Annotated in this window: 24 protein-coding genes and 1 pseudogene; 10 read left to right on the top strand and 15 right to left on the bottom strand. The window is 70.4% G+C overall.

The window, feature by feature from the left end; all coding sequences use genetic code 11:
- Window positions 1-161 precede the first annotated feature (161 nt).
- From OG948_RS54895 to OG948_RS54875, 5 genes are all read right to left on the bottom strand, one after another.
- Window positions 162-1,181, bottom strand: a complete 1,020-nt coding sequence (locus OG948_RS54895; RefSeq protein WP_331772588.1) for a cytochrome d ubiquinol oxidase subunit II — start codon at window positions 1,179-1,181, stop codon at window positions 162-164.
- Window positions 1,178-2,683: a cytochrome ubiquinol oxidase subunit I gene (locus OG948_RS54890; protein WP_331772587.1), complete on the bottom strand. Its 1,506-nt coding sequence runs from the start codon at window positions 2,681-2,683 to the stop codon at window positions 1,178-1,180. Before OG948_RS54890 ends, OG948_RS54895 begins: the two co-directional genes overlap by 4 nt.
- Complete coding sequence (locus OG948_RS54885) at window positions 2,680-4,062, bottom strand: NAD(P)/FAD-dependent oxidoreductase (protein ID WP_331772586.1); 1,383 nt, start codon at window positions 4,060-4,062, stop codon at window positions 2,680-2,682. The genes OG948_RS54890 and OG948_RS54885 overlap by 4 nt, the downstream gene beginning before the upstream one ends.
- Window positions 4,063-4,066: 4 nt before the next feature.
- The gene (locus tag OG948_RS54880) at window positions 4,067-4,906 is read right to left on the bottom strand and encodes an SDR family oxidoreductase (protein ID WP_331772585.1); all 840 of its coding nucleotides are present in this window, start codon (window positions 4,904-4,906) and stop codon (window positions 4,067-4,069) included.
- A gap of 578 nt (window positions 4,907-5,484) precedes the next feature.
- The gene (locus tag OG948_RS54875; protein WP_331773616.1) at window positions 5,485-6,081 is read right to left on the bottom strand and encodes an NAD(P)H-dependent oxidoreductase; all 597 of its coding nucleotides are present in this window, start codon (window positions 6,079-6,081) and stop codon (window positions 5,485-5,487) included.
- A 112-nt stretch (window positions 6,082-6,193) separates the two neighbouring features.
- Here OG948_RS54875 and OG948_RS54870 point away from each other — a divergent pair, with 112 nt between their 5' ends.
- Both OG948_RS54870 and OG948_RS54865 read left to right on the top strand, forming a co-directional pair.
- Window positions 6,194-7,030 carry a helix-turn-helix transcriptional regulator gene (locus OG948_RS54870; RefSeq protein ID WP_331772584.1) on the top strand — a complete coding sequence of 279 codons (837 nt, stop codon included), beginning with the start codon at window positions 6,194-6,196 and terminating at the stop codon, window positions 7,028-7,030.
- Window positions 7,031-7,247: 217 nt separating this feature from the next.
- On the top strand, window positions 7,248-7,493 hold the full coding sequence (locus OG948_RS54865; RefSeq protein WP_331772583.1) for a hypothetical protein: 246 nt from the start codon (window positions 7,248-7,250) through the stop codon (window positions 7,491-7,493).
- A 301-nt stretch (window positions 7,494-7,794) separates the two neighbouring features.
- On the opposite strand, the gene OG948_RS54860 is transcribed toward OG948_RS54865, so the two are convergent.
- Complete coding sequence (locus tag OG948_RS54860; protein ID WP_331772582.1) at window positions 7,795-7,995, bottom strand: hypothetical protein; 201 nt, start codon at window positions 7,993-7,995, stop codon at window positions 7,795-7,797.
- Window positions 7,996-8,151: 156 nt separating this feature from the next.
- Here OG948_RS54860 and OG948_RS54855 point away from each other — a divergent pair, with 156 nt between their 5' ends.
- Complete coding sequence (locus OG948_RS54855; RefSeq protein WP_331772581.1) at window positions 8,152-8,379, top strand: hypothetical protein; 228 nt, start codon at window positions 8,152-8,154, stop codon at window positions 8,377-8,379.
- A 744-nt stretch (window positions 8,380-9,123) separates the two neighbouring features.
- Window positions 9,124-10,308, top strand: coding sequence for a glutamate--cysteine ligase (locus OG948_RS54850; protein ID WP_331772580.1), 1,185 nt, complete (start codon window positions 9,124-9,126; stop codon window positions 10,306-10,308).
- 433 nt (window positions 10,309-10,741) lie between these two features.
- Here OG948_RS54850 and OG948_RS54845 read toward each other — a convergent pair whose 3' ends face one another.
- From OG948_RS54845 to OG948_RS54820, 6 genes and pseudogenes are all read right to left on the bottom strand, one after another.
- A complete protein-coding gene (locus tag OG948_RS54845; RefSeq protein WP_331772579.1) occupies window positions 10,742-12,646 on the bottom strand; it encodes a pentapeptide repeat-containing protein in 1,905 nt (634 codons plus the stop codon).
- Window positions 12,647-12,962: 316 nt separating this feature from the next.
- Window positions 12,963-13,880, bottom strand: coding sequence for an alpha/beta hydrolase fold domain-containing protein (locus OG948_RS54840; RefSeq protein ID WP_331772578.1), 918 nt, complete (start codon window positions 13,878-13,880; stop codon window positions 12,963-12,965).
- 913 nt (window positions 13,881-14,793) lie between these two features.
- Window positions 14,794-15,061 (bottom strand): annotated as a pseudogene (locus OG948_RS54835) (IS256 family transposase); the annotation flags it as partial.
- Between the two features lie 167 nt (window positions 15,062-15,228).
- On the bottom strand, window positions 15,229-16,401 hold the full coding sequence (locus tag OG948_RS54830) for a protein-L-isoaspartate O-methyltransferase (protein ID WP_331772576.1): 1,173 nt from the start codon (window positions 16,399-16,401) through the stop codon (window positions 15,229-15,231).
- 480 nt (window positions 16,402-16,881) lie between these two features.
- Window positions 16,882-17,064 carry a DUF397 domain-containing protein gene (locus OG948_RS54825; protein WP_331772574.1) on the bottom strand — a complete coding sequence of 61 codons (183 nt, stop codon included), beginning with the start codon at window positions 17,062-17,064 and terminating at the stop codon, window positions 16,882-16,884.
- The gene (locus tag OG948_RS54820; protein ID WP_331773615.1) at window positions 17,064-17,903 is read right to left on the bottom strand and encodes a helix-turn-helix transcriptional regulator; all 840 of its coding nucleotides are present in this window, start codon (window positions 17,901-17,903) and stop codon (window positions 17,064-17,066) included. The genes OG948_RS54825 and OG948_RS54820 overlap by 1 nt, the downstream gene beginning before the upstream one ends.
- A gap of 194 nt (window positions 17,904-18,097) precedes the next feature.
- Between OG948_RS54820 and OG948_RS54815 the strand changes: the two genes are divergently transcribed.
- Entirely contained in the window at window positions 18,098-18,583 is a 486-nt protein-coding gene (locus OG948_RS54815; protein ID WP_331772573.1) for an ATP-binding protein, read from the top strand.
- Window positions 18,584-18,641: 58 nt separating this feature from the next.
- Here the strand turns inward: OG948_RS54815 and OG948_RS54810 are convergent, their stop codons facing one another.
- Window positions 18,642-18,827, bottom strand: a complete 186-nt coding sequence (locus OG948_RS54810) for a hypothetical protein (RefSeq protein WP_406300767.1) — start codon at window positions 18,825-18,827, stop codon at window positions 18,642-18,644.
- A 9-nt stretch (window positions 18,828-18,836) separates the two neighbouring features.
- Here OG948_RS54810 and OG948_RS54805 point away from each other — a divergent pair, with 9 nt between their 5' ends.
- Genes OG948_RS54805 through OG948_RS54795 form a run of 3 tightly spaced genes read left to right on the top strand, consistent with a single transcriptional unit; the run spans window position 18,837 to window position 20,331 of the window.
- Window positions 18,837-19,715, top strand: coding sequence for a hypothetical protein (locus OG948_RS54805; protein WP_331772572.1), 879 nt, complete (start codon window positions 18,837-18,839; stop codon window positions 19,713-19,715).
- Window positions 19,712-20,134, top strand: coding sequence for a hypothetical protein (locus OG948_RS54800; RefSeq protein WP_331772571.1), 423 nt, complete (start codon window positions 19,712-19,714; stop codon window positions 20,132-20,134). The genes OG948_RS54805 and OG948_RS54800 overlap by 4 nt, the downstream gene beginning before the upstream one ends.
- Window positions 20,131-20,331 carry a hypothetical protein gene (locus OG948_RS54795; RefSeq protein ID WP_331772570.1) on the top strand — a complete coding sequence of 67 codons (201 nt, stop codon included), beginning with the start codon at window positions 20,131-20,133 and terminating at the stop codon, window positions 20,329-20,331. The genes OG948_RS54800 and OG948_RS54795 overlap by 4 nt, the downstream gene beginning before the upstream one ends.
- An 87-nt stretch (window positions 20,332-20,418) precedes the next feature.
- Here OG948_RS54795 and OG948_RS54790 read toward each other — a convergent pair whose 3' ends face one another.
- Both OG948_RS54790 and OG948_RS54785 read right to left on the bottom strand, forming a co-directional pair.
- Window positions 20,419-21,090: an NAD(P)H-binding protein gene (locus tag OG948_RS54790; RefSeq protein ID WP_331772569.1), complete on the bottom strand. Its 672-nt coding sequence runs from the start codon at window positions 21,088-21,090 to the stop codon at window positions 20,419-20,421.
- A 42-nt stretch (window positions 21,091-21,132) separates the two neighbouring features.
- Entirely contained in the window at window positions 21,133-21,570 is a 438-nt protein-coding gene (locus OG948_RS54785; protein ID WP_331772568.1) for an SDR family NAD(P)-dependent oxidoreductase, read from the bottom strand.
- A 105-nt stretch (window positions 21,571-21,675) separates the two neighbouring features.
- Here OG948_RS54785 and OG948_RS54780 point away from each other — a divergent pair, with 105 nt between their 5' ends.
- Window positions 21,676-22,353, top strand: coding sequence for a TetR family transcriptional regulator (locus tag OG948_RS54780; RefSeq protein WP_331772567.1), 678 nt, complete (start codon window positions 21,676-21,678; stop codon window positions 22,351-22,353).
- A gap of 26 nt (window positions 22,354-22,379) precedes the next feature.
- Window positions 22,380-22,508: a hypothetical protein gene (locus OG948_RS54775; RefSeq protein WP_331772566.1), complete on the top strand. Its 129-nt coding sequence runs from the start codon at window positions 22,380-22,382 to the stop codon at window positions 22,506-22,508.

Here is a 22,508-nt window from a genome sequence, read left to right as displayed (position 1 = left end):
TTGTCCGCAGGTCACATTTCGCTTCTCGGCCGGGGATGACCGTCGTCGCCGCGTGCCTTGCGCATCGGGTTTGCCGGCGGGCCGCCCGTCTCCGCCGCGCCCGATGCGGTGCGGTGCGGTGCGGTGTGGTGCGGTGTGGTGCGGTGTGGTGTGGCAAGCCGTCACTCCCCGACGTCCTCGTCGGTCAGCGGTTCCAGCACGCCGTGCGTGTCGAGGCGGTACAGCACCACCAGCGCCGGGCCGATCAGCACGACGGCGATGAGCGCGACGATGAGCATCCAGCGCAGCGACTCGCTGTCTCCCGCCGCCTGCTGCACGGTCAGTGAGGTGGGCACCAGATAGGGACGCTGCGCGAATCCCCAGGCCGCGACCACCAGGGCGACCGAGGCCACCGAGGTGTAGCGCGCCCAGCCGGCGTTGCGGCCGGAGACCAGCCAGGCCGTGGCGGCCACGGCGACCGCGGCGACCAGCACCAGCACCAGCCCGATCCCGTGGGTGAGGCCGTGCCGGACATACGAGGCGTGCTCGTCGGTCACGGCCAGGGCGAGCACACCCAGGATCACGAGGGCCGCGATGCCGATCCAGGCGCGCAGCCGGAAGTAGCCGACCAGGTTGTGGGCGCCGAAGCGGCGTGCGTCCGAGGTGAGGAACACCGCGCCGAGGAAGGCGGTGGCCGCGACGGTGAGCAGGCCGGCGAAGATCGAGGTCGTGCTGGCCCAGGCGTCGGCCGAAGCGGTGGTGCCCGGCTTGACCCGGCCGGAGGCGACGCCGCCCGCGGCGGCTCCCAGAAAGAACGGGGTGAGCAGCGAGGAGATCGCGAACACGGCCCCGTACAGCCGGCGTTCGGCCAGCCTGCGGGTGGGCTTGCGGAGCGCGAATCCGGCGCCGCGCAGGAGCATGCCGACGGCGGCCAACACCAGCGGCAGCCACAACGCGGTGAACACCGTCTGGAAGAACACCGGGAAGCCGGTCCACATGAGGATCAGGACGAAGATCAGCCAGACGTTGTTGACCTCCCATACCGGCGCCATCGCGTGATCGATCAGCCGGCGCGGGGCCTTCCCGCGCTCCGCGCCGCCGGCCAGCAGGTCCCAGAACCCGGCGCCGTAGTCGACGCCGCCGCCGCAGACGTACGCGGCGATCACCACCAGCAGGATCCAGGCCACGACGTCGGCGATCACGGCACGCTCCCGGGGTTCGGGCCGGTGCCCGGACCGCCAGCCGAAGTCCCTGGCGGAGCGCCGGACTTCGCGCCGGTGGTGACCAGTTCGCCGCGTGGACCGTACGGCGTGTCGCTCTCCGGCCCGTCGGCCGACACGCGGCCGACTCCGGAGTCGGCCAGGCGCCAACGACTTCGCATCTTGAGGAGCACGCCGAGAAACGCCCCGAAGATGAGGACGTAGAGCACCACGATGACGGCGAACACGGTCCACAGCGTGGCCGCCCCGGTCGGTGTGACCGCTTCGGAGACCCGCATGTTCCGGTAGACGATCCAGGGTTGGCGGCCCACCTCGGTGGTGATCCAGCCGCATTCCACGGTCACCACACTGGCCGCACCGGCGAGGGCGGCGCTTCGGAAGAACCACCGTGACCGCGGCAGGTCACGGCGGCGCAACCAACACCAGCCGTACCACAGCGCCAACAGGATCAGCAGGCTGCCGATGGTCACCATGATGTCGAAGGCCCAGTGTGCGATCGTCGCCTGGGTCGGGGTGGGGCGGTCGGAGGCCGGCACGGCGGTCAACCCGGTCACCTTGGTGTCGGGGCTGAAGCCGGCCAGGATGGAGTCGAGTTGGGGGATTTTGAGGCCCCTCTTGACACTTCCGTCCGATTGCAGGCTGCCGAACATGTACTCGGGTACGTGGGTGTCGGTGTCCCAGACCAGTTCCGTGGCGGCGAACTTGACGGGCTGCTTGTGGAAGACCGATCGGGCGATGGAGTCGCCGAGGACGAACTGCACGGGGGTGAGGACGGCGGCGATCGTGAACGGCACCCGGAATCCGAGCCGGTGGTAGCGGTCGCGGCGACCGCGCAGCCACCCGACCGCGTAGACGCCGGCCACGACGTAGCCCGCGGTCAGGAACATCGCGACCACGAAATGCCAGTACTGCGGTCCGAACATCGGCGTGAAGATCACCGATCGGATATCGACGTTCACCGGCTTGCCGGTCGGGTCGAGGGTGAAGCCCGCCGGGGTGTTCATCCAGGCGTTGGCGGCGATGATCCCGAACGCGCCGAGCAGCGCCGCCAGCGGCAGGGGGACGCCGAGCCAGAAGTGCGTCCACGGCTTCAGCCGCCGCCAGCCGTACAGGTAGATCGCGATCAGGATCGCCTCGAGGAAGAACGCCCAGGCCTCGACCCCGAATCCGATGCCGAAGACGTCGCCCCACCGACCCATCATGCCCGGCCACAGCAGTCCGAACTCGAACGACAGGACCGTGCCGGTGACGATGCCGACCGCGAACTGCACGGCCATGACGGCGGACCAGCGCCGGGCCAGCAGCATGGCCACCGGGTCGTTCTTGCGCAGACCCCGATGGTGCATCACCAGCGTGATGAACGGCAGTGCCACTCCCAACGGCACCAGGGTGATGTGGGCGGCCAACGTGAACGCCATCAACTCCCTTGCGGGAAGCAGCTGTTCCGGTGCGGCCGCGGCCAGCATCTGGGGCACGAGATTCATGCGGGCCTCGACGACTCGTGCCGGGCGACCGCGGGGTCGTTCGGCGGACCGGGGGATGTGGCCGGGGGCGGGGCGGGTTGCGGGTCGGGTTGCGGGTCGGTCGCGATGAAGGCGCGTTCGCGGCGGGATCCGGTGGCGAAGACCACCGCCCAACTGAGCAGCGCCCCGATCCGGCTGCGGAAGCCGGTGAGGAAGACGATGTGGATGAACAGCCAGATCAGCCAGCCGATCAGCCCGGACGCGTGGAACCGGCCCATCTTGACGACCGCCTTGCCGCGGGAGATGTACGCGGCGCTGCCGAGATCCAGGTATCGGAACGGACGTGCCTTGCCGGTCCTGCCCTCGACGGCGTGGCGGATCCGGCGGCCGGCGTAGGCGCCGCTCTGCATCGCGACCTCGGCCAGACCGGGCAGCTTGTTCAGGCTCATCAGGTCGCCGACGACCCGGATCTCCGGATGGCCCGCGATCGTCAGGTCGGGCTCGACCCGGATGCGTCCCGCCCGGTCCTGTTCCGCCCCGGTGGCCCTGGCCAGCGCCGTCGCCAGCGGCGGTGCCTCGACCCCGGCCGTCCACAGCACCGTGCGCGCCTCCACCTGCTCCGTGCCGCCGTCCTTGTGGCGCACGGTCAGGCCCCGGTCGTCCACGTGGGTGACGATCGAGCCGAGGTGCACCTCCACGCCGAGATCGTCCAGGGTGCGGGCGGCCCGACGGGACAGGACGGGGCCGAAGGCGGCGAGGACCGCGTCCGAGGCGTCGAAGAGCAGCACCCGGGCCCGACTCGGGTCGACGGTGGAGAACTCCCGGTTGAGCGTGTGGCCGGCGATCTCCCGAATCTGGCCGGCCAGCTCGACTCCGGTCGGGCCGGCCCCCACCAGGGCGAAGGTGAGCCATTGCGCGCGTTCGCGTTCGTCCTCGGCGGCCTCGGCCATCTCGAACGCGCGGTAGAGCTTGCTCCGCACGTTCAGCGCGTCTTCCAGCGTCTTCATGCCCGGGGCGTGGACGGCGAACTCGTCGTGCCCGAAGTAGGACTGCCGCACGCCGATCCCCACGATCAGGTCGTCGTAGGGGAGGTCGAGCGTGCGGCCGTCCGGCCGCTCGACGAGCACGACCCGTCGGGTGACGTCCACGTCGGTCGCCGTCGCCTCCAGGCAACGTACCTGCTCGTGGCGGCGCAGGACGGCGCGCAGCGGTTGCGCGATCTGGCCTTCGGACAGGATGCCGGAAGCACACTGGTACAGCAGGGGCTGGAACAGGTGGTGCGCACAGCGGTCGACCAGGGTCACCGCGACCGGGGCGCTGCGCAACGCCCGTACGGCGAACAGTCCGGCGAAGCCGCCGCCGAGGATCACCACCCGACGAGGAGTGACGTGGTCCTCCACGCCCTCACCCTCCGGTGGCGAAGCCGGGGAAGAGTGTCATGCCGCCGTCGACGTAGATCGTGGTGCCGACGACGTAGTCCATCAGGTCGGAGACCAGTGCGACCACCGCGTCGGCGATGTCCTCCGGATCACCGACGCGACGGTAGGGAATCAGCTTGAGGAGATCGGCCTCCGCCTCGGGGGTGTCCCACGCGCTGCGGTTGATCGGAGTACGGATGGCGCCAGGGGCGACCGCGTTGACCCGGATGCCCTGCGGGGCGAGTTCCTGCGCGAGGGTCTGCGTCAGCATCAGGACGCCGCCCTTGGAGGCGGCGTAGTTCACATGGCCCGCCCACGGGATGATCTGGTGGACCGAGCTCATGCAGACGATCTTCCCGACCGAGCGGGACACCTCCGGGACGGCGCCGCGGCGCAGGAACTCCTTGGTCGCCTCCCGGGCGCACAGGAACTGGCCCGTGAGGTTCACGTCCAGGACCTTCTGCCACTCGGCGAGCGACATCTCGGGGAAGGCGGCGTCCCGCTGGAGCCCCGCGTTGGCCACCATGATGTCGATCGTGCCGAACTCCTCGACCATGCGCGCGACCATCGCGACGACTTGGTCCTCCTGGGAGACATCGGCCTCGTGCGCGTAGGCCCGTACGCCGAAGGACTCGATCTCTCGGACCACATCCTCGGCGGCCTCCCGGCCGGCGACGTAGTTCACGACGACATCGGCACCCGCCCGTCCCAGTCCGATCGCGGTCGCCTTGCCGATGCCGGAGTTCGCCCCCGTCACCAACGCTTTCTGCCCTCCGAGGATGGGCGGTAGCACCGGCCGGCCGGGCCTGTCCACACCTGTGGTCATCGCGTTCTCCCATCGTCGCCCCGCACGGCGGTACCGAAGCATCACCCTGTCCGACGGCACGCCGTGCGACGCCGAGCGACCCGACCCGCCCACCCGATCGGAACAGTCGCGCCCCTCGGATGGCTCAAGCTCGGCCCCGTCCGCCGCACCGTCCGCGTCCGGACCGAGCGTGCCCCCGGCGCTTGCGCCGTGTGGGGGCGGCGCGGGGAGGGGTGGGCCCGTCGGGCGCCCGCGGGCACATCGGCGTGGGATGGACCGTCCGAAGATCCGCACGCCCCAGGCGGCCGACCTCCGGACGCCACAGCCACCCCGAGCTCGCCCGAGCCCTCACGCCGACCCTCGTCGCCCTCGGGGGCAGCCCGCCGAACCGGCCCAACCCTGCCCGGGGTCCGCCGTGCCGGTACGGCCGGCCCCGCCTCGGGAATCGGCGCCGGCGGCCCGATCGTCCAGGGCCCACGGGTCGACCCCGTACGTCCGGTCCGCGAACGCCATGCGACCGAACGCCATGCGACCGGGCGCGAGCCGGCCGACCGGCGGATCGGTACACCCGGGCGGCGCCTACTCCATGGCCGCCGCGCTCACGCCGGGTACGGAGCCGCCTCGCGTGCGGCTCGGAGTGCGCCCGCCCACCAGGAGAGCTGGTCGAGGAGGGTCTTGGCGTACCCCGGCGCGTCGGCGGCCGGCGGCCGGCCGTCCTGCCACGCGGTGAAGTAGTTCGGGAAGGCGAGGCCGTCGCGAACGGTGACCGCGTGCAACTCGGTCAACACGTTCTCGAGGTGCAGGACCGCGTGCCGCCCGCCCGCCGCGCCGCCGTAGCTGACGAAGGCGACGGGCTTGGCCGTCCACTGCGTGAAGTGCCAGTCGATGGCCGCCTTCAAGGACGCGGGGTAGCTGTGGTTGTACTCGGGCGTCACCACGATGAACGCGTCGGCGTCCTCCAGCGCCGACGTCAACGCCGCCATCCCGGCCGGGCGGGGGTAGTCGTCGCCCGCGTACTTCGGGGACGCGGCGGGCAGCGCCAGCGGGATGTCGATCTCGGCCAGATCGACGACGTCCACATCGAAGCCGCCGTGGGTGGCGGCCTGTTCGGCGACCCACGAGGCCACCACCGGGCCGAACCTTCCGTCCCGAACGCTTCCGACGATGATCAGCAACTTGTGCTCGGTGTTCTCCATGTCCACCACGATCAGGCGGCGCCGAGGCGGCAACCAGACCGCGCTCAGGCCGGCCCCCGCAGGGCCGGCCTGAGCCCTCCACACCCCGCCGACACCGTCATAGGCTCGCCTCATGGGTACGCCGTTGGGAGACTTCATCCGCGCGAAGCGGGACAGCATCCAGCCGGAATCGCTGGGACTGCCGGATCATGGACGCCGCCGTGCACCGGGGCTGCGCCGCTCGGACCTCGCCGCGCGCGCGGGCATCAGCGTGGAATACCTGACCCGCATCGAACAGGGCCGGGACCGCAATCCCTCCACGCCGATCGCGCACGCGCTCGCCGACGCGCTGAGCCTGGATCCGTCGGAGCGCGAGCACCTGCGCTACCTCACGAAGATCACCGGCGGTGAATGCCCCTCGCACGCCCGGCCCGCGCCACCGAACCGGGCGGTGCGACCGTCCGTCCTGGAGACGCTGCGTCTGCTCGAACCGGGGATCGCACTGGTGACGAACCGGCTCGGCGACGTCCTCGCCCACACCGACGGCTTCGCGGCGGTGGTCGACGGAACGGGACTTCTCGACGCCGAGGCCCCGAACCTCACCCGCTACGTGTTCACCGACCCGCGTGCCCGCGAGTTCTTCGCGGACTGGGACGACGTCGCGGACGAGCAGGCCTTCGACCTGTGGCTCGGGCCGAGCATCGAGAACACCGAGTGGCTCGCCGCGGAACTCGCGCCCGTGGCGGGCCCGGACTTCACCCGCCGCCTCTACGGGCACGTGGTGCCGCAACGCGGCCCCCTCCGACTCGATCATCCCGCGGGGTGCGCCTTGCGGTTGCTCCGGGAGACCCTCGAACTGCCCTCGGACGCACAACAACTGGTGGTCCTGCTGCCCGCGGACGAGGCCACGGCGCAGGCTCTCGAAGAACTCCGCCATGGGCCGAGCGATCGGCTCCGGGTCGTCTCGTAGCCGCTCGTGCGGCCCGCCCCGAAGACGGCAATGCGCCCCTCGGGCGGCGTCACCCGGGCGAAGGATCCGCGCGGCGGCGGTCCGGCCGGCATCCCTGGGCCGCGCCCGTCGACCGGTTGTGGCGCGAGGCGGAGGCCGGCGACGACCGACGGTCCCGCGCCACGGCGCGGGGACCGGATCCAGCTTCGCCTCGGCGGTGCGCGCGGGCCAAGATGCGGTGCGCCGGTACGAGCCGCTGGCGGACCCCGCGGCATTCGGCCGGGCCCTGGTCCGGCTCTCGCGCCACCACTACATGACCGGGGAGACCAACGCCGCCGAGGACGCCGTGTCCCGGGCGGTCCGCGTCCTGGACCGCTCGGCCGCACCCCGGTGGGACCCGGGATCTCCCGGGCACCGTCGGATTCGCGTAGCCGCAGACGCCGACGACGCGCTCGGGTCGGTGGTCGCCGACCGGAGCGCGTAGTGACCCCACGTCGCGGTCACATCACCTCGTCCGCACGGGCGATGGTCGTGTGTCGGGCGTGGCCCGGGGTCGCCTACAGCCGCAGGACTTCCGTGGTGTTGTCAGCCCATGGCAGGGCCGCGCGGGTCCTGTCTCGTTTCTCTCGAGTTCTGCCCCTCGCGTTGACCGGCACAGAAGTCGGACTCCGGGGGCGCAGACAAGAGCCGTGGGCGTCGTCTCGTCGTCCTGGGTCACCACTTGATGCGAGGGTCCTCCATCAGGTGGCATCAACGCATGGCGCTGGTCGACCCAGTGGGTCGGATCAGGGCCCGGCACATCGGGCGTGCGCATGCCGAACAAGGCCACTGGGCGCAACCGGCGATACCGGTTGATATCGCAGTTGACGAGACCCGGCGCACGTACGAACCCGCTGCTCGACCGCCCGCACTCGCGCCCACGAGGCACCCACCCGGGCAAATGCCGTTTGGGCGAGATCCTCGGCTTCGCCGTGGTCTCCGGTCATCAAGTACGCGATCCGCACGAGCCACCGCGATCGGCGGCTTCCTGCTGCTGGAACGCCTGGCCGGCCGGTGAGAAGGCCCACGCACGGCGTGGCGCCGAGGGACGTCCGGGTTGACCGATGCTGTGAAGCAATATGCGGGTTCGACATAATGATCATGTGCCAAACGAACGCAACGACTCGGTATCCGCCTCGGGCAATGCCATCGCCGTGGGCCTTTCCCTCGGGCTCGCGATGGGTGTCGTCCTCGGGCTGCTGGTCTTCGAGAACCTCGCGCTGGGCATTGCCTTGGGCATGTGCCTCGGGGTCGCGGTGGGCGGCACGTTCGCGGCGCGAGGACGCCGGCGGGGCGGTACGGCCGAAGGTCCGCAGGGCGGTTCGCGCTGACGGCGGCACCGGGGCGCGAACTTCGCTGAGCACAGTCTCGGCCCCGGGTCGGGGTCACCGACGAGTGGGACGCGACGATCGAGGGCCCGCGGCGCGCCCCGTCCCGTCCGGTCGGGGTGCAACAGCAGTGCCGGTGAACATTCCCACCTGCGCCGGCAGTGGGCAGGCAACGCCGAGTCGAGGTTCGGGCAACGCACACCGGGTGGCGGGGTTCGGGCAACGCACGCCGAGCCGATGCGCCGACAGGCGTCATCCGCGATCCGCTCCGGGCCGGCGTGTCCCGGTCACGCCGCGGCCGTGGATCGCCGCCGCCTCCCGCCTCGACGCGGTCATCCGGGCCGACGTCGGCACCCGGGCGCGGCCCGTGCCGCGTCGAGCGGCGCCTTCCGACTTCGCCCGTCGGCCGGAAACGCGGGTGCCGCCGCGCCCGTGCCGCCCCCGCAGGGTCACTCGATCGCACCAACGCGGCGCGAGCCGTCCTCGCCCGCCGCGCGCTTGGGGCAGGGCCGGCGCGGACACCGTCCGTAACGCGCGACACCGGGCCTCGCGGCCTGCTCACCGGTCACTGCGGCGCGCCCCTCGTGCCCGGTGGCGACGCGGCAGGCCGGCCGTGATGGTGGAGATACCGACCAGGTCCGCTTCGATCGGCGGCCCGGCACGAACCGCCCATTCGAGCGCCTCGGCCCCTCCCGCCCATCCCTCGGCGGCCCGCACGTCGTACTCGATCGGGCCGAAGGATCGCCGATGTCAGATCCCCGCAGGACCCACGCCACGCCCGCCGCCACCGCGACTGCCCTCACGGGTCCCGCCGCCGAGTCCACCGCGGGTAACGTGCCGACGATGGGGGTCGAGGAGGAATTCCTCCTCGTCGACGCCCACGGCCCGCACCCGGCACCCCACGCCGAAGCGGTTCTGGCCGAGGCCGACGACGGCCGCGACACCACCCACATCGAGGCCACCCGTTACCAGGTGGAGTCGGCCACCCCCATCGCCCACACGGCCCAGGAACTGCGCAGCCACCTGCTCACGCTGCGCCGCCGCCTCGCCGCCGCCGCCACCGCGCACGGCTGCCGCCTCGTCGCCTCCGCCACGCCGGTGGTCCTCACCTCCCCGCCCGCGTCGCGGCTCGTCGACGCCCCCCGCCGGCACGAACAACGCGCCCGATACGGCTCGCTCACCGACACACTCGTCGCCTGCGGGTGTCACGTCCACATCGGCACGCTCGACCTGGACACCGCCGTCGGCGTCCTCGGGCACATCCGGCCCTGGTTGCCCACGCTGATCACACTCGGCGCCAACTCACCCTTCTGGGAAGGCCGCGACACGGGACACGCCAGTTGGCGGGCCGTCTCCGTCTCCTGCTGGCCCGCCTCGGGATCCCCGCCGCGCCTGGACTCGGCCGAGCACTACCACCGCACCCTGGCCGATCTCGTCGCGAGCGGCGCCGTGATGGACGCCAAGATGATCTATTGGGACGCGCGCCCCTCCGCCCACTGGCCGACCGTGGAGGTCCGCGCCCCGGATGTGTCCACCAGCGTGGACGAGGCCGTCCTGCAGGCCGTCCTGGTCCGCGCGTTGGTGACCGGCGCGTTGCGTGCCGTCCACGACGGCCACCCCGCCCCCGACATCCGTGACGGCGTGCTGACCCTGGCCCGCTGGCGCGCCGCCCGCGACGGCCTCGAGGGCCGAGCGGTCGACCCGCACACGGCGGACCTGCTCCCCGCGAACACCGTCGTCGACGCCCTGATCGACCACGTGGGCAGCGACCTCGACGACACCGGGGACCTGCCCCACGTGGAGCGGACTCTGGCGAGACTGCGTCGCGACGGTTGCGGCGCCCGCCGCCAGCGACGTGCCTTCGAACGCCGCGGGCTCCTGTCGGACGTGGTGGACCACCTCGCCGAAGCCACCGTCGACCAGAACGCCTGACCCGTTTCGTCATCGCATCCCGCACCACTCGCAGGCCCACCCACGCCCCGCTGGTGACGCACCCGGCCGCGAACGCCGCCACGCCACCGAACTCCTCAGCCCCGCCGCGATCGCTCCCGAACGCACCATCGTGACGCCCGGGTTGTCCAAGAGCCCGCCCCTCGGCGGTCGACGCATCGACGCCGGCCGCTTCCCCGCGGGCACCGAGGGCGACCGCATCCGAACCGCGTCGTCGCGGTGGCCGGCGCAACCTGGTCCGCGCTCGTCCCGCCCCACGCAGGAAGTCGCCCGCTACGCCCACCGGGAACCGTCCGAGATCCCCGCCCACTTGGCCACAAGCGCCCGCCGCCCCTCGACGTGCGGAATTCGCTTCTCCAGGCCCCGGGGGGCGGTTCGTGCCGTGACGCGGCCGTGCGGTGCGCGCTGTGCCCGGTCAGCGTCTGACGCGGTTACGGACGGCCAGGACCGCCAGACCCAGCAAAAGAAGCCGGCTCAGCCTTGAGACCGACTCGATATAGCCGCCGGCGGTCGTCAGGGGCTGTCCCGAGGAGCGGAACACCACAGAACCGAGCGCGACGTCCAGGGACTTCTCGAAACGCTCGCTGGTGAACCGGTCCCCGGTGGGGTTCCTGGGGCTGGTCTCGCCGATCTCGAAAGTGACCGTGCCCCCGCCTGCCGGTACACGGCCGGCGGCCTCCTGCTTCGGTGAGTCCTGCGGAATCCCGGCCCACATCAGCAGCACCACCGTGAGGACGATGGAGGCGGCGAGCCAACCCAGGGCGCGGGAAGCACGCAGCCCGTACCCGGAGAGCAGCCAGTACGCGTGCAGCAGTCCACGTTCGGCGCGAGTGGTGCCGGTGCGGTCGTGGCGGCGCATCTCGCGCTCGCCGTAGGCGAAGTCCGCCGCCCACGGCTGGTTACCGGCGTGCTCGTGAGCCCTGCGCAGCGCCCGATACACCGGCTCCAGTTGTGCCGGGCCGACGTGCCCGGCGTCGAGCACGGCCCTGTTCCAGCCCCGCGCCGCCCTTGGCCGACCCGCGCGCCAGTGGTGCTCCTCGGCCAGAGTGCGGCGCGGGGTGAACCGCGGGCCAAGACCCCATCGGCGTGGGCGGGGCGGGGTCGTGTCGAAGACGCAGACGCCCTCCAGCCGTATCCGGTCCAGATGCACCGCCCCGGTGAACAGGCACCCGGAGAGATCGATGTCGGCCAGGACCAGATGCCTCGTGTCCGCCCCGCGCAACGAGACCAGGCGCACCCGGGCGTCGGGCGCGCCGGCGAAAGCCTCTTCCTCCAGTGTCCGTCCGTCGGACAGGGCGAAGGGAGCAGCCTCCGCGACGAGGGCCAGAGGGGAGGCGAAGGACGAGTGGGAGAAGTCGACCGTGGCGTAGCGCAGACGTATCTCGGCCGTCGACGTCCAGCGAGTACGCCGGCACTCCACCCGGCGCGCGGCGAACGACAGAGTGACCGACCCACCGAACACCGCTTCGGACAACCCCACCCGCCCGGCACACACAAACGGCCCCAGCTGGTCAGGCCGCTCGAAGCCCGCCCGGTCGAACCTGAGTTCGCCTCCGAAGGTGGCCGCCTCGAACCTGGCAGCGCCTCGGAAGGTCGCCGACTGGAACAGGGCGTGGTGCTGGACGGCAGCCGACCGGAAGTCCGCCTCACCCGCGAAGATCGCAGCTTCGAACATGGCGATGTACCCGAAGACCGCCGACTCGAAGATGGCTCTTTCCTCGAAGGTCACCTCATCGAACCGGACGGTCCCCCCGAAGGTCGCCGACTTGAACCAGGCGCGGCGTTCGAAGGACGCCGAGGAGAACTTGGCGCCGTCCTCGAAGTGCGCGTCTTCGAAGTCCGCGTTTCCCTCGAAGGCCGCGGCCGTCTCGAACGTGACGATGTCCTTGAAAGTCGCCTGACTGAACCCGGCGTCATGCTCGAAGGTCACCGAGTCGAACAGGGCCGACTCCTCGAAGACCGCCATCTCGAACATGGCCCGGCCCCCGAAGGTCGCCGCTTTGAACTCGGCATGGCCCTTGAAGCGCGCCGAGTGGAATACGGCGGTCCTCCGGAAATCCGCCCGCTCGAAACTGGCACCTCTCTCGAAGATCGCCGCATCGAACCCGGCTTCACTCTCGAAGACCGCCGAGCCGAAATCGGCGAAGCCGAGGTGGAGAGCCCTCGTGGGAGTGCGCAGAGCGTCGAGGAGCGCCGCGAGGAGGGCTTCGGCGAAGGTGGTGCCGCGATGGTCGATATGGCTGCCGGGGCACAGACCGGCCAGGTAGGCGTCGCGTTCGGCCCCGGTCAGGTGGGCGAGGCAGGCCGTATGACCGGACACGTGGACCCCACGGCATCCCACCGGGTCCGCTGCTGTGGCATCACGGCCGCAGTGCGGCCACTCCGGCGGTTCCAGGGGCCGGGCGGGGTGCAAGGTCGGGTGCGGATGCGGGTGCGCCACGGTCATGCCCGAGGGGACGAGGACCACACGCGGATAGTTGCACCCAGGCTTCTCCACCACCGTGCCGAAGCTCCTGCCCGCAGCCTGCCACGCGTACGGTCGGCCACACCCACGCGCACGGCGGGCTGCCGTCCCGGGTCGCCGTGGTGGTGGAAGCGGTCGCTCGGGTACACGATCACGGTGCCGGCGAGGCCGTTCACGGTTGGGTGATGCGGTCCAGCAGCCAGGTCTCGATGCCGTTGAGCGCTGTCCGAGCCATTGCGGTGGGGTGCCCGGTGAAACCGTGCGGCGCCTCCGGGTAGACCCGGAGTTCGACGTGGTTCCCGGCGGCGGAGAGTCGACCCGCCATCGCGAGGTTGTCTTCCAACACCACATCCTCACTTCCGACGACCAGTAGCGCCGGGGGAAGATCGCGAAGGTCGCCGTAGATGGGAGAGATATCCGGAAGGGTGCGGTCCGCGACGTGGCCCGCGTAGGCCCGGATGAAGTACTCGTCCGCGATCCGGCGTCCGGCCGGCGTCTGTGCGCTCAGGTCGTAGGTGCCGAACTGGAGTACGGCCCCCGCGAATTCGTCGACGGCCCCGCTGTCCCTCAGCCGGAGCAGGGTCGCCAGTGCGAGTGTCGCTCCCGCCGAACTCCCGCCGATCACCAACCGGTTCGTACCGAAACGCTCCCGCGCCTGTTCCACGAGCCACAGTGCCGCCGCCGCACAGTCGTCGGGCGCGGCCGGCCACGGATGCTCCGGCGCCAGGCGATAGTCGACACTGACGACAGCGAGGTGGAGGGCGTCTGCGAGCCGACGGTTGCGCACGTCTCCTCGTGCCGCGGAGTCCATGTAGAAGCCGCCCCCGTGGATGTCCAGGTAGACGCCTCGTGCTCGCCCGTCGGACGGAGTGAAGATTCGCACCGGGACACGCGCTCCCGATGCTTCGGCCATCTCTTCGATGGCCGGTGGATCAGCCGGGGCAAGCGCGGACCTCTGCGCGCGCACTTCCCTCAACTCCTCCACGCTGCCGGGGCCACGACCGGCCGCCCTCGAACGGTAGAAGCTCCGAGCTTCATCGACCTGCTCGTTCGGTAGGTCGGCGAACAAGTTGCTCAACGCGAAGCGCACGGCGTCCCTTTCAGTCGCTCGAGATCTTGTCCCCACGCTATTGCAGACGCATCCGGCGACGGGCAGGCCGGATACGTCCTCCTCCGATGCGGGCGTCGAGGTGCGGCGTCGCGCGGAGTGGTGTCCCTGCGCGCACTCGACTGGCTTGGTCGACGTTTCCCGGCCCACGTCTGCCATGTCGGACCACAACGTGCGGGTCACCGCGACCGCCCGGCGCGGCGGCGCGCTGTGCCGCTCCGTACCGCGTCGTGCCGCGCCGCGCCGCGGTGCCGATCACGCACGCCGGCTACGGGACGGTCTTCAGAGTAGTTTTCAAATCCTGTGGATCGGACGAGGTCGCGCGGTGTCGCTGCCATGGATGGAGTTACGGTCGGCCGGGGATCCGGCCGGTCGTGACTTGCGCTACGAAGCGTCTCAGTGCGCGCGGATTCCGAATCACGTGCAGGTTCGCATCACCGGCGTCGGTCGTGATCGCCGCGAGGAGGAGCGGTCGGCTCCGGCGTCGATAGGCCCATACCCATAGCCAGAAGTCGGCGCGTTCCCGAGAGCGTCGGATCGCTCGCCAGGCGCAGCGCGAGAACGAAAAGTCCAGCAGGATGACGGTGTCCGCCGCTTGGAGTCGGACGTCGGGGACGTCGTAGGGTCCGAGGTCGCCGTCCATGATCCAAGCCTCGTCTCGGACGAGTTCACGTTGCACGGCGGCCCACTGATCGGGAGGTGTCGCTTCAAGGCCGGGTCGCCAGAAGTGCCTGTCCAACTCGATGACGGGAAGCCCGGTGATTGCGCCCAGGCGGGCCGCGAGGACTGACTTCCCTGAACCGCCACGCCCCAGGATCACGACTCGCTTCATGGCCGCCATGGTTCCAGGCCGGTTCCGGGACGGCTACTCGTTAAGGTGCGCAGCGGACCGGTGTCATGCTGCAGCGGACTCGGGCCGTTCGACGAGGTGACCGTTCTCGAAGCGGGCGCCGGCGCGGACCAGGGCGACGAGGTGGGCGCCGGTGACCGCGCGCCGGCGGGGCCTGGGCGGATTCGACGAGCTTGAACACCATCGCGAGGGCTCCGGCCGGGCTGCCGGCACCGCGGGTGACCTCGATGCGGAGCTTGACGGTGGAGAAGGTCGACTCGATCGCGTTCGTGGTCCGCAGGTGGATCCAGTGCTCGGCGGGGAAGTCGTGGAAGGCAGTTCCTCGTGCTCCGTGGGTCACGCGTTGCCCGTGCCGATGGCGGCGAGCGCGGCCGACACGACGTCGCGGCGCAGCGGGGGGTCACGAGGCCGAGCAACTCCGGGTCCGAGCGCGGCCGGGAACGGGTCCGGAACGTCGAGGTGCTCTTTCGGGTCGATCCGTCAGAGGTGTGGTCGATGGTGGATCGACAGTTCCACGTCGGGCGACCCGTACCAGGGGCGTTGTTCGACTCCGCCGCCTCGGTCCGCGATGACGGTCAGCCCGAAGTGGTCGGCGGCCGGTTTTCCGGCGTCCTCCCAGCGGTGATAGGCGGCCTGGACCTCGCCCCACAGGTCCCGGGGGCCGGCCTCGTAGGCGGCGGACTTGTAGCCCTTCGCGTAGGAGACGGCGGCGATGGACGCCCCGCTACCGGCGTCGGGGGCATACAGCCACAGCGTGCCTTCGACCTGCTGTGGGACGCAGTCGCGCACGTGGAGCCCGATGACGAACTCGACGGGTTCGTAGGCCGCGCCGATGGTGTCGGTGACGTCGATGTCGGGGGCGGATTCGCGGGATGTGTCCGGCCAGTCGTCGGGGAACGACGTCTCGGGGAACTCGCGGCGCTGGTCGCGGAGTTTCATGAACGACAGCGGCTGGGTGAACGGTCCGGAGGCGCGTCCGGGGCCGGTTCTGGTGAGCTTGAGGGCCTGGTCGTGGGGGCTGTAGTCGGTACCCCAGGGCATGAGGATGATCGCGCCGTCGCGGGCCTGGTCGATCCAGGCCGGGGGAATATGGCGTACGCCGGCGGTGATGTGCAGGCGATCGTACGGGGCGCCCGCGGGATGGCCGAGTGCGCCGTCGCCGGTGACGACGGTGACGGCATCGGCGTACGGGGTGCGGTTCAGATTGGCGCGGGCCTGTGCGGCCAGGACGGGGTCGATCTCGATCGTGACGACACGGCAGCCGCGGGCGGCCAGCAGTGCGGCGGTGTAGCCGGTGGCGGTGCCCACTTCGAGGACGGATTCGCCGCCGGTGACGTCCAGTTCGTGGAGCATGTCGGCCACCACGGACGGCATCGACGCCGACGAGGAGGCGAGTTCGCCGGGCTCGTCACCGGTGTGTGTGCCGTCGTCCCACTGGACGACCAAGGGCGCGTTGCTGTTCGCGGCCCGGTGCCAGGCGACCGGGTCGCGATCGCGGTCGATCACGGACGTGTAGGTGTCCGTGGCGACGTCGAACGACCAGACGCGGCGCGGGAGGAAGTCGGCGCGCTCGACGGCGGCGAACGCGTCCTCCCATCCGGGAGGCATGGCGTCGATGGACGCGAGATACGCGCCGACCCCCGGCGTCGTCACTTGTCGTCCTTCTTGTGCTTCCCCGGGCCAGGGGGTGAGCTGCCATCGGGGTGCGGGGCGCCTGGCTTGGGACTCGGGTCGGGTTTGGCCGGTTTGATCGGCGCGTTGCCACCGTCGTGGTCTCCCATGCGTGCCCTCCCCGGGTGCCTCGCCGCGTCCCTGGGACGAGACGCGCTGTCACGTCGGTAGTCCCTGCGGATGCGGGCCTGGTGCGGACGGAAGAGTCCTCTCCCGGCAACGTACGGGCAACACGCCCGGCCCGTCAATCACGATCGGCTAGGAGTCCACAACCCACCGTCATCATCTTGGTCGCCGACAAGCTGGGGCCTCCAGCCTGTTGGAACCTCCGTTCACCCGACGAAACCACGGTTGTCCTCCCCCGCCGTCGGAATCGGACAGTACGGTGACCCAAATGAGGACGTCCCCCACTGTCCGGGGGACGTCCTCTCCTGGCGCTAGGGACGTGTTGCAGCAACCGGCCTATCCACGAAACACGGCAGTCATTGCTTCCCAGGACGCCGAGTCGAACGCGAGCACACCCCGCACCCGGTCCTTGGTGTCCCGAACGAGAGCCTGCCCGTCGCGAGCTGCGCTCTCGACGCAGTTGTCCGTCCCCTCGCTGGCCTTGGCCTTGCGCCAGTGCAGTTCGGTGGTGCGTGCCATCAAGATCCACCCTTCTTGGCTTCGAGCATCTCCCCGAGGAATCTGAGCGATTCCAGAGACGGCAACGCTTTGGTCCGGATGTGTTCGTGCGCAGTTGCGTAGACGTCGACGGTCTCCGGCTCCGGATAGAGCGTGGCCGTCAGGCTTGTCACGCTCGCGATGAGCGGCAAGCCTTCGATGTCCAGCAGCGAGAACGGGCCCTCCATCCCAGCGTGTGCGCCTGCATCATAGGGAAGCACCTGCACCGTGACGTGCGGTAGTTCCGTCGCGAGTTCGAGAATGTGACGAATCTGCTCGCGCATGACGGCGGGACCGCCGACGGTTCGCCGAAGCGCGCCCTCGTCAACGACTGCCCAAACACGCACCGGATCACGGTCGGTGCGCCGCAGGATGGACTGCCGCGCGAGCCGAATCTCCACGCCGCGATCGATCGCCTCCTGGGTGCTCCAGATGCGATGAGCCGCGATGATCTCGCGGATGTACGCCTCGGTCTGGAACAGGCCGGGCACGAGAAGCGGCGCATGTACGTAGATGCGCCGAGCGGCGTCTTCGAGGCTGATGTAGTCGAGATGGATCTCCGAGATGTGCCCGACGTGGGCGTGCCACCAGCCCTTCTTGGCCGCGTCACGGGCAAGCGTGATGAGGGCTTCGCGCTTGGCGGGGTCTGCGATTTCGAGCCTGTCGAGGATGTATGGCATATCGCGGGCCTTGGGCGCACTGTGCCCGTTCTCCCAAGTGCTCAACGTTCCGGTCGAGCGGTCGATGCGCTCTGCCGCGGCACTCATCGTGAGCCCGAGTTCTTCGCGCGCCCTGATCAGTTCCTGGCCGAGCCACGCCATGCGCACGGTCGGCTGCTTCCGAGGTGCCACCCGAACCACCCCTTCCTTGAACGCAGTTGGGCCTCACTCTAGAGGTCGAGCGGAACCTGATCGTCATTTTCTAAATCTTCAATTTCCGAAACTTGTGTATTTGAAGGCTATGGGTGTAGACCTGATTCATCACCCACTGCACTCGCAAGATCACGAAGCGCAGCATGATCGTCAAGCCGTGCCACCCCAAACCCAAGGGGACAGCTGTGCCTACCGACGCCTCCACGTACCTCGACCGCCCTACCTCTTGTGCGCGGGCGACCTGGTTACTGAGCCTCAAGCCGGGCCTGGATCAGCCTGTGAAGTGGGCGCGGGAACATGTGCAAGCAGCCTGCGAGCAATGGCAGATGGCCGGTGACGACCTCGTCCTCGTGATGGTCGAACTCCTCACCAATGCGTACACGCACGCCCGCCTCACGCCCGGCAAGCGCGTGCTGGTGAGGATCCATTGGCGCAAGCATGTGAACGAGATGGTTCTGGAAGTCGTCGTTCCCCAGCCCCGGTTCGAGCTGCCCGAGCCCGCGGAACCCGATCCGGACGCGGAGAGCGGACGCGGTCTGGCGATGGTGCGAAGCCTGACCCGCGCGTTCTCGTGCAAGGAACACATCCCGGGGCTGCAAACCTTCACCGCGATCCTGGCGGCAGCGTGAGTACCCCGAACGAGCCACCAGAGCGACCGAAGCGACCGAACCCCGCATGTCCTCCCGACTACGGCTCGGTCATCGAGTACCACTCGCCCGATCCGCCCTGCCGTCGCCGCGGCGTCGTGCAGCGCTGGTGCGGCGACCACGTCGTCGTACGCCCCTTGAGCCCGCGGGCCACCCCCGAGCGCCCCTTCGACTCGGCGCCCTGGGGAGCGGCGACCACCGTGATCGTCCGCAAGCCACCACCCATGGAGCAAGCGTGAACGAGTTCAACCCACCCTCGGCATACGGTCGCCGCAACGTGCGGGCGTCCGGCAAATCGCCCCTGGTCCGCACCGTCGACCTGCTCCCGCGCCTTCGCGCGTGGGCGCTGACCCAAGCCGTCGAGGGCGTGAACGTGGCGGACGTGTCCTCCGTCCATGGCCCGGACTGGACCGGCAACCTGGCGCCGCTGTCCTGGACCACCGCGACGCCCACCCTTCCCCTGGCTCCGCGCCACCTGGACTCGATCGCCGAGGGCATCGGACGACTCGACGGAGCACTGCACCGCGCCCTCACGTTCGAGCCGATCCACGACGGAACGGCCGTACTCGCCCACTCGGGAGAATTCACCGAGGAGTTGGGGGTATTCGCCGACCAGCGCCGGGTTGCACTCATGGGGACAGCCCACCTACCGCAGGACCACCCCCATCGTTCGTTGATCCCCCCGAGCGGCGTGGACGCGGTGTTGTCCGCGCCGGCGAGCACCGTGGTGTGGTCGATGGGCCCGGACGATGTCCGCGTCGATCCCGAAACCGGTGACACCTGGTTGCTCGGCTGCGGGGCGGAGCCGACCCACGGGCCATTCGGCGCGAACCTGGCCGACATCGTCAGCCGCCTCGGACACCACCGGCTCGAACACCGGACATTGCACGGCCTGTCCACCCACTACAACAGGGGACTCGCCCGCGCGCTCGGCGGCATGGCACCGCACCTGAGCCCGGCCGTATTCGCCGTGCTCGTGGAGGCGGCCGCGTCCGGCCCCGTCGGGTCCGAAGCCCCCGAATCGGAAAGGTGGGCCGCCGTACGGCCCGACGAGTTCGAGGTCCTGGTCCCGCTGGGCCTGAAGCACCTCTCGACCACCGAGGAACCGTCGTGAACAACCCGAAAGCAGGCGCCGAACCCGACGTGCAGGTCACCAAGTACCCCGAGTCCGGGATGCGTCATCGCGGCGACACCAAGCAGTACTACGTCTCGTCTCCGCGCGACGGATGCGTCCACTACTGCGCCGACGTCCTCAGCCTGAACCCCCGGGAGGCCGAGGCGACGGTCCTGGGGCTGCTGCGCGCGTTCCCGGTCTCCGACGCCAACCGCGTCGCCGCCGCATACCTCACCCACCTCCCGCAGACACTCGAAGCGGAATCCCTCGACACGGACGCTCTCATCCGAGCCGCCGTCCACGCGGCGCGCATCGCGGCCAGGCTCGTAGCACCCGCGCACAGCCACCGCTTACGGGAGGCACTGGCCTCGACCCTGGGCATGGCTCCACACCCGACACCAAGCGCGAGTGCGCGATGAGCACCCGACGGTTCCGCCCGCACGTACCGGGTCGCCCGGTCCACGTCCCGCGCGAGACGTTCCGCCCGTTCCTTCCCTTCGTCCACTCGGTCGACCTTCAGGACGTCCCGCATCCCGCACGGCCGTCCATCGTGGTCGCGTGGCGGCACACCGGGTACGACACCGCAGGTCCGCACGGTCCGAGCTTCGACACCTGACGAAGCCACAGGGCCCAGCCATTTGGGCAGGTTGCGCCCAGCCCCGGTCGACCCGGCCGCAGTCATCGGTCTCGGCCCCGTGGGCGTTCAACTCCCCGTGGCCGCCGTCCGGTTGATGTCCGGGCTGCGCAGGATGCGCTCGCCCGCACCGTTGCGTGCCGCGACGGCGAGCATCGCGCGACCCAGGTTCTCGGTGGTGGTCACGTACTTGGGGGCCACCCGGCGCAGCAGCGGGTACAGCCGGGAGGTCACCACGTAGAGCCTGCGATAGGTCGGGGTCCGGGACATCTCGCCGTGCGACGCGTGGATGAAGCCTGGGCGGAACATGTACGCGCGGAACGGCATCGCGAGCAGTTCGTTCTCGGTGCGGCCCTTGACGCGGGCCCACATCGAGCGGCCGCGTTCGGTGCTGTCGGTGCCTTCGCCGGAAACGTAGACGAAGGTGAGCGCCGGGTTGGCGGGTAGGGCTCGGGCCGCGGCGAGGGTGTAGTCGTGGGTGATCCGGCGGTATTCGTCCTCGCGCTTGCCCACGGACGACACGCCGAGGCAGAAGAAGCACGCGTCCACGGTTTCGAACTCGGGGGCGAGCGCCGAGAAGTCCGTGAAGTCCGCGTGCACGATCTCGCGGAGCTTGGGGTCGGCCGTGCCGAGCGGTGCCCGGACGACCGCGGTCACGCCGGTGACGCGGTCGTCACGCAGGCATTCGCGCAGGACGCCTTGGCCAACCATGCCGGTGGCGCCGAAGAGGAGCACGTGCACTGGGATTTCTCCTGGGTGAGGGGGTGATCGATCGACGGTGGGTCAGGCGGCGTACGCGGGGAGCCGCGCGTCGGTGAGGCGTTCGGCCTCGGCCCACAGGCGGGCGTTGGTCGCGGTGTCGCGGGCCCGCTTGGTGATTTTGGCGGGTCCGGTGGGGCCGACGAGGCCGAGGCGCTTGCTCGGGCCGTAGTAGTGGCCGGCTTCGGCGTCGGGGCTGGTCGCGGCGAACAGCAGTGGCCCGTCCGCGAAGTCCCGGACCGAGGCCAGGTTGGCCAGGTCGATCCGGCGGACCTCGAGGTTCGCGCCGGGGTGCTGCGCCAGGATCTCGGCGCGTGCCGCCTCGCCCTTGGCGACGGTGCGGACGGCCATCACGACGCGGGCGCCGGCGGCGGCGAGGCGCCTGGCCGTCTCCAGGCCGGTGCCGCTGTTGGCGCCGGTGACGACGGCGATCCTGCCGGTCTGGTCGGGGACGTCGTACATGGGGGCTCCCTGGGTGATCATAAGAGACTGTCGGTCTGTTGTGACTTCAAGCTAGCAGACCTCCGGTCTCTTAACAACAGACCGGAGGTCTGTAGAATTCACCGCATGACGACGTTCCAGCGTGCGCGCAACGAAGAACAGCGGGAGATCCGCCGACGGGCGATCCTGGACGTCGCGGCGGCGATGCTGACCGAGATGCCGGTGGCCCAGGTGAGCCTCAACGAGCTCAGTCGCCGCGTCGGGCTCGCGAAGTCGAACGTGCTGCGCTACTTCGAGTCGCGCGAGGCGGTCCTGCTGGAACTCCTCGACGTCGCCCTGCGCGCCTGGCTGGAGCACCTCGACGTCGCCCTCGCGGACGCGGTGGACGCCGACGCGCCGGCGACCGAGCGCGCCGACCGGTTGGCCGCCACGATCGCGACCTCCCTGGCGGAGCAGCCGGTGTTGTGCGACCTGCTCGGCGCCCAGGCCGCGGTCCTGGAACGCAACGTCTCCCCGCAGATCGCCGCCGGGTACAAACACGCCGCGCTCGCCAACGTCGACACCATGGTCGGGCTCGTACGCCGCCACCTCCCCGAGCTCGCCGAGCCGGCGGCGTTTCGGTTCGTGGCCGCCGCCGTCCTGGTCACCGGCGCGGTGTGGACGCACGCCCAGCCGTCCGCGGCGATGCTCGCCGCCTACGAGGCGGACCCCGAACTGGCCGCCCTGCGCCTGGACTTCGGCTCGACGCTGCGCGAACTCCTGGAAGTGTTCCTGGCCGGTCTGCTGGTCCGCGCCGCGAGCTGACCCACCGCCCCGCGCCCCGGCCGGCGATGAACTCCCGAGGCCATGGCGAGATCGAAACGGTGGTGCGCGCGCTGCTGCCACCGGACGAAGCCGTACTCGCCCATCGGGAGACGCACGCGGGCGAGGTCTTCGACGGGATCGTGCCGACCCCATGA

The organism is Embleya sp. NBC_00888 (assembly GCF_045207655.1).
Classification (GTDB): Bacteria; Actinomycetota; Actinomycetes; order Streptomycetales; family Streptomycetaceae; genus Embleya.
Note: the sequence above shows the minus strand (reverse complement) of the source record. Positions and strands in the feature narration are given on the sequence as shown.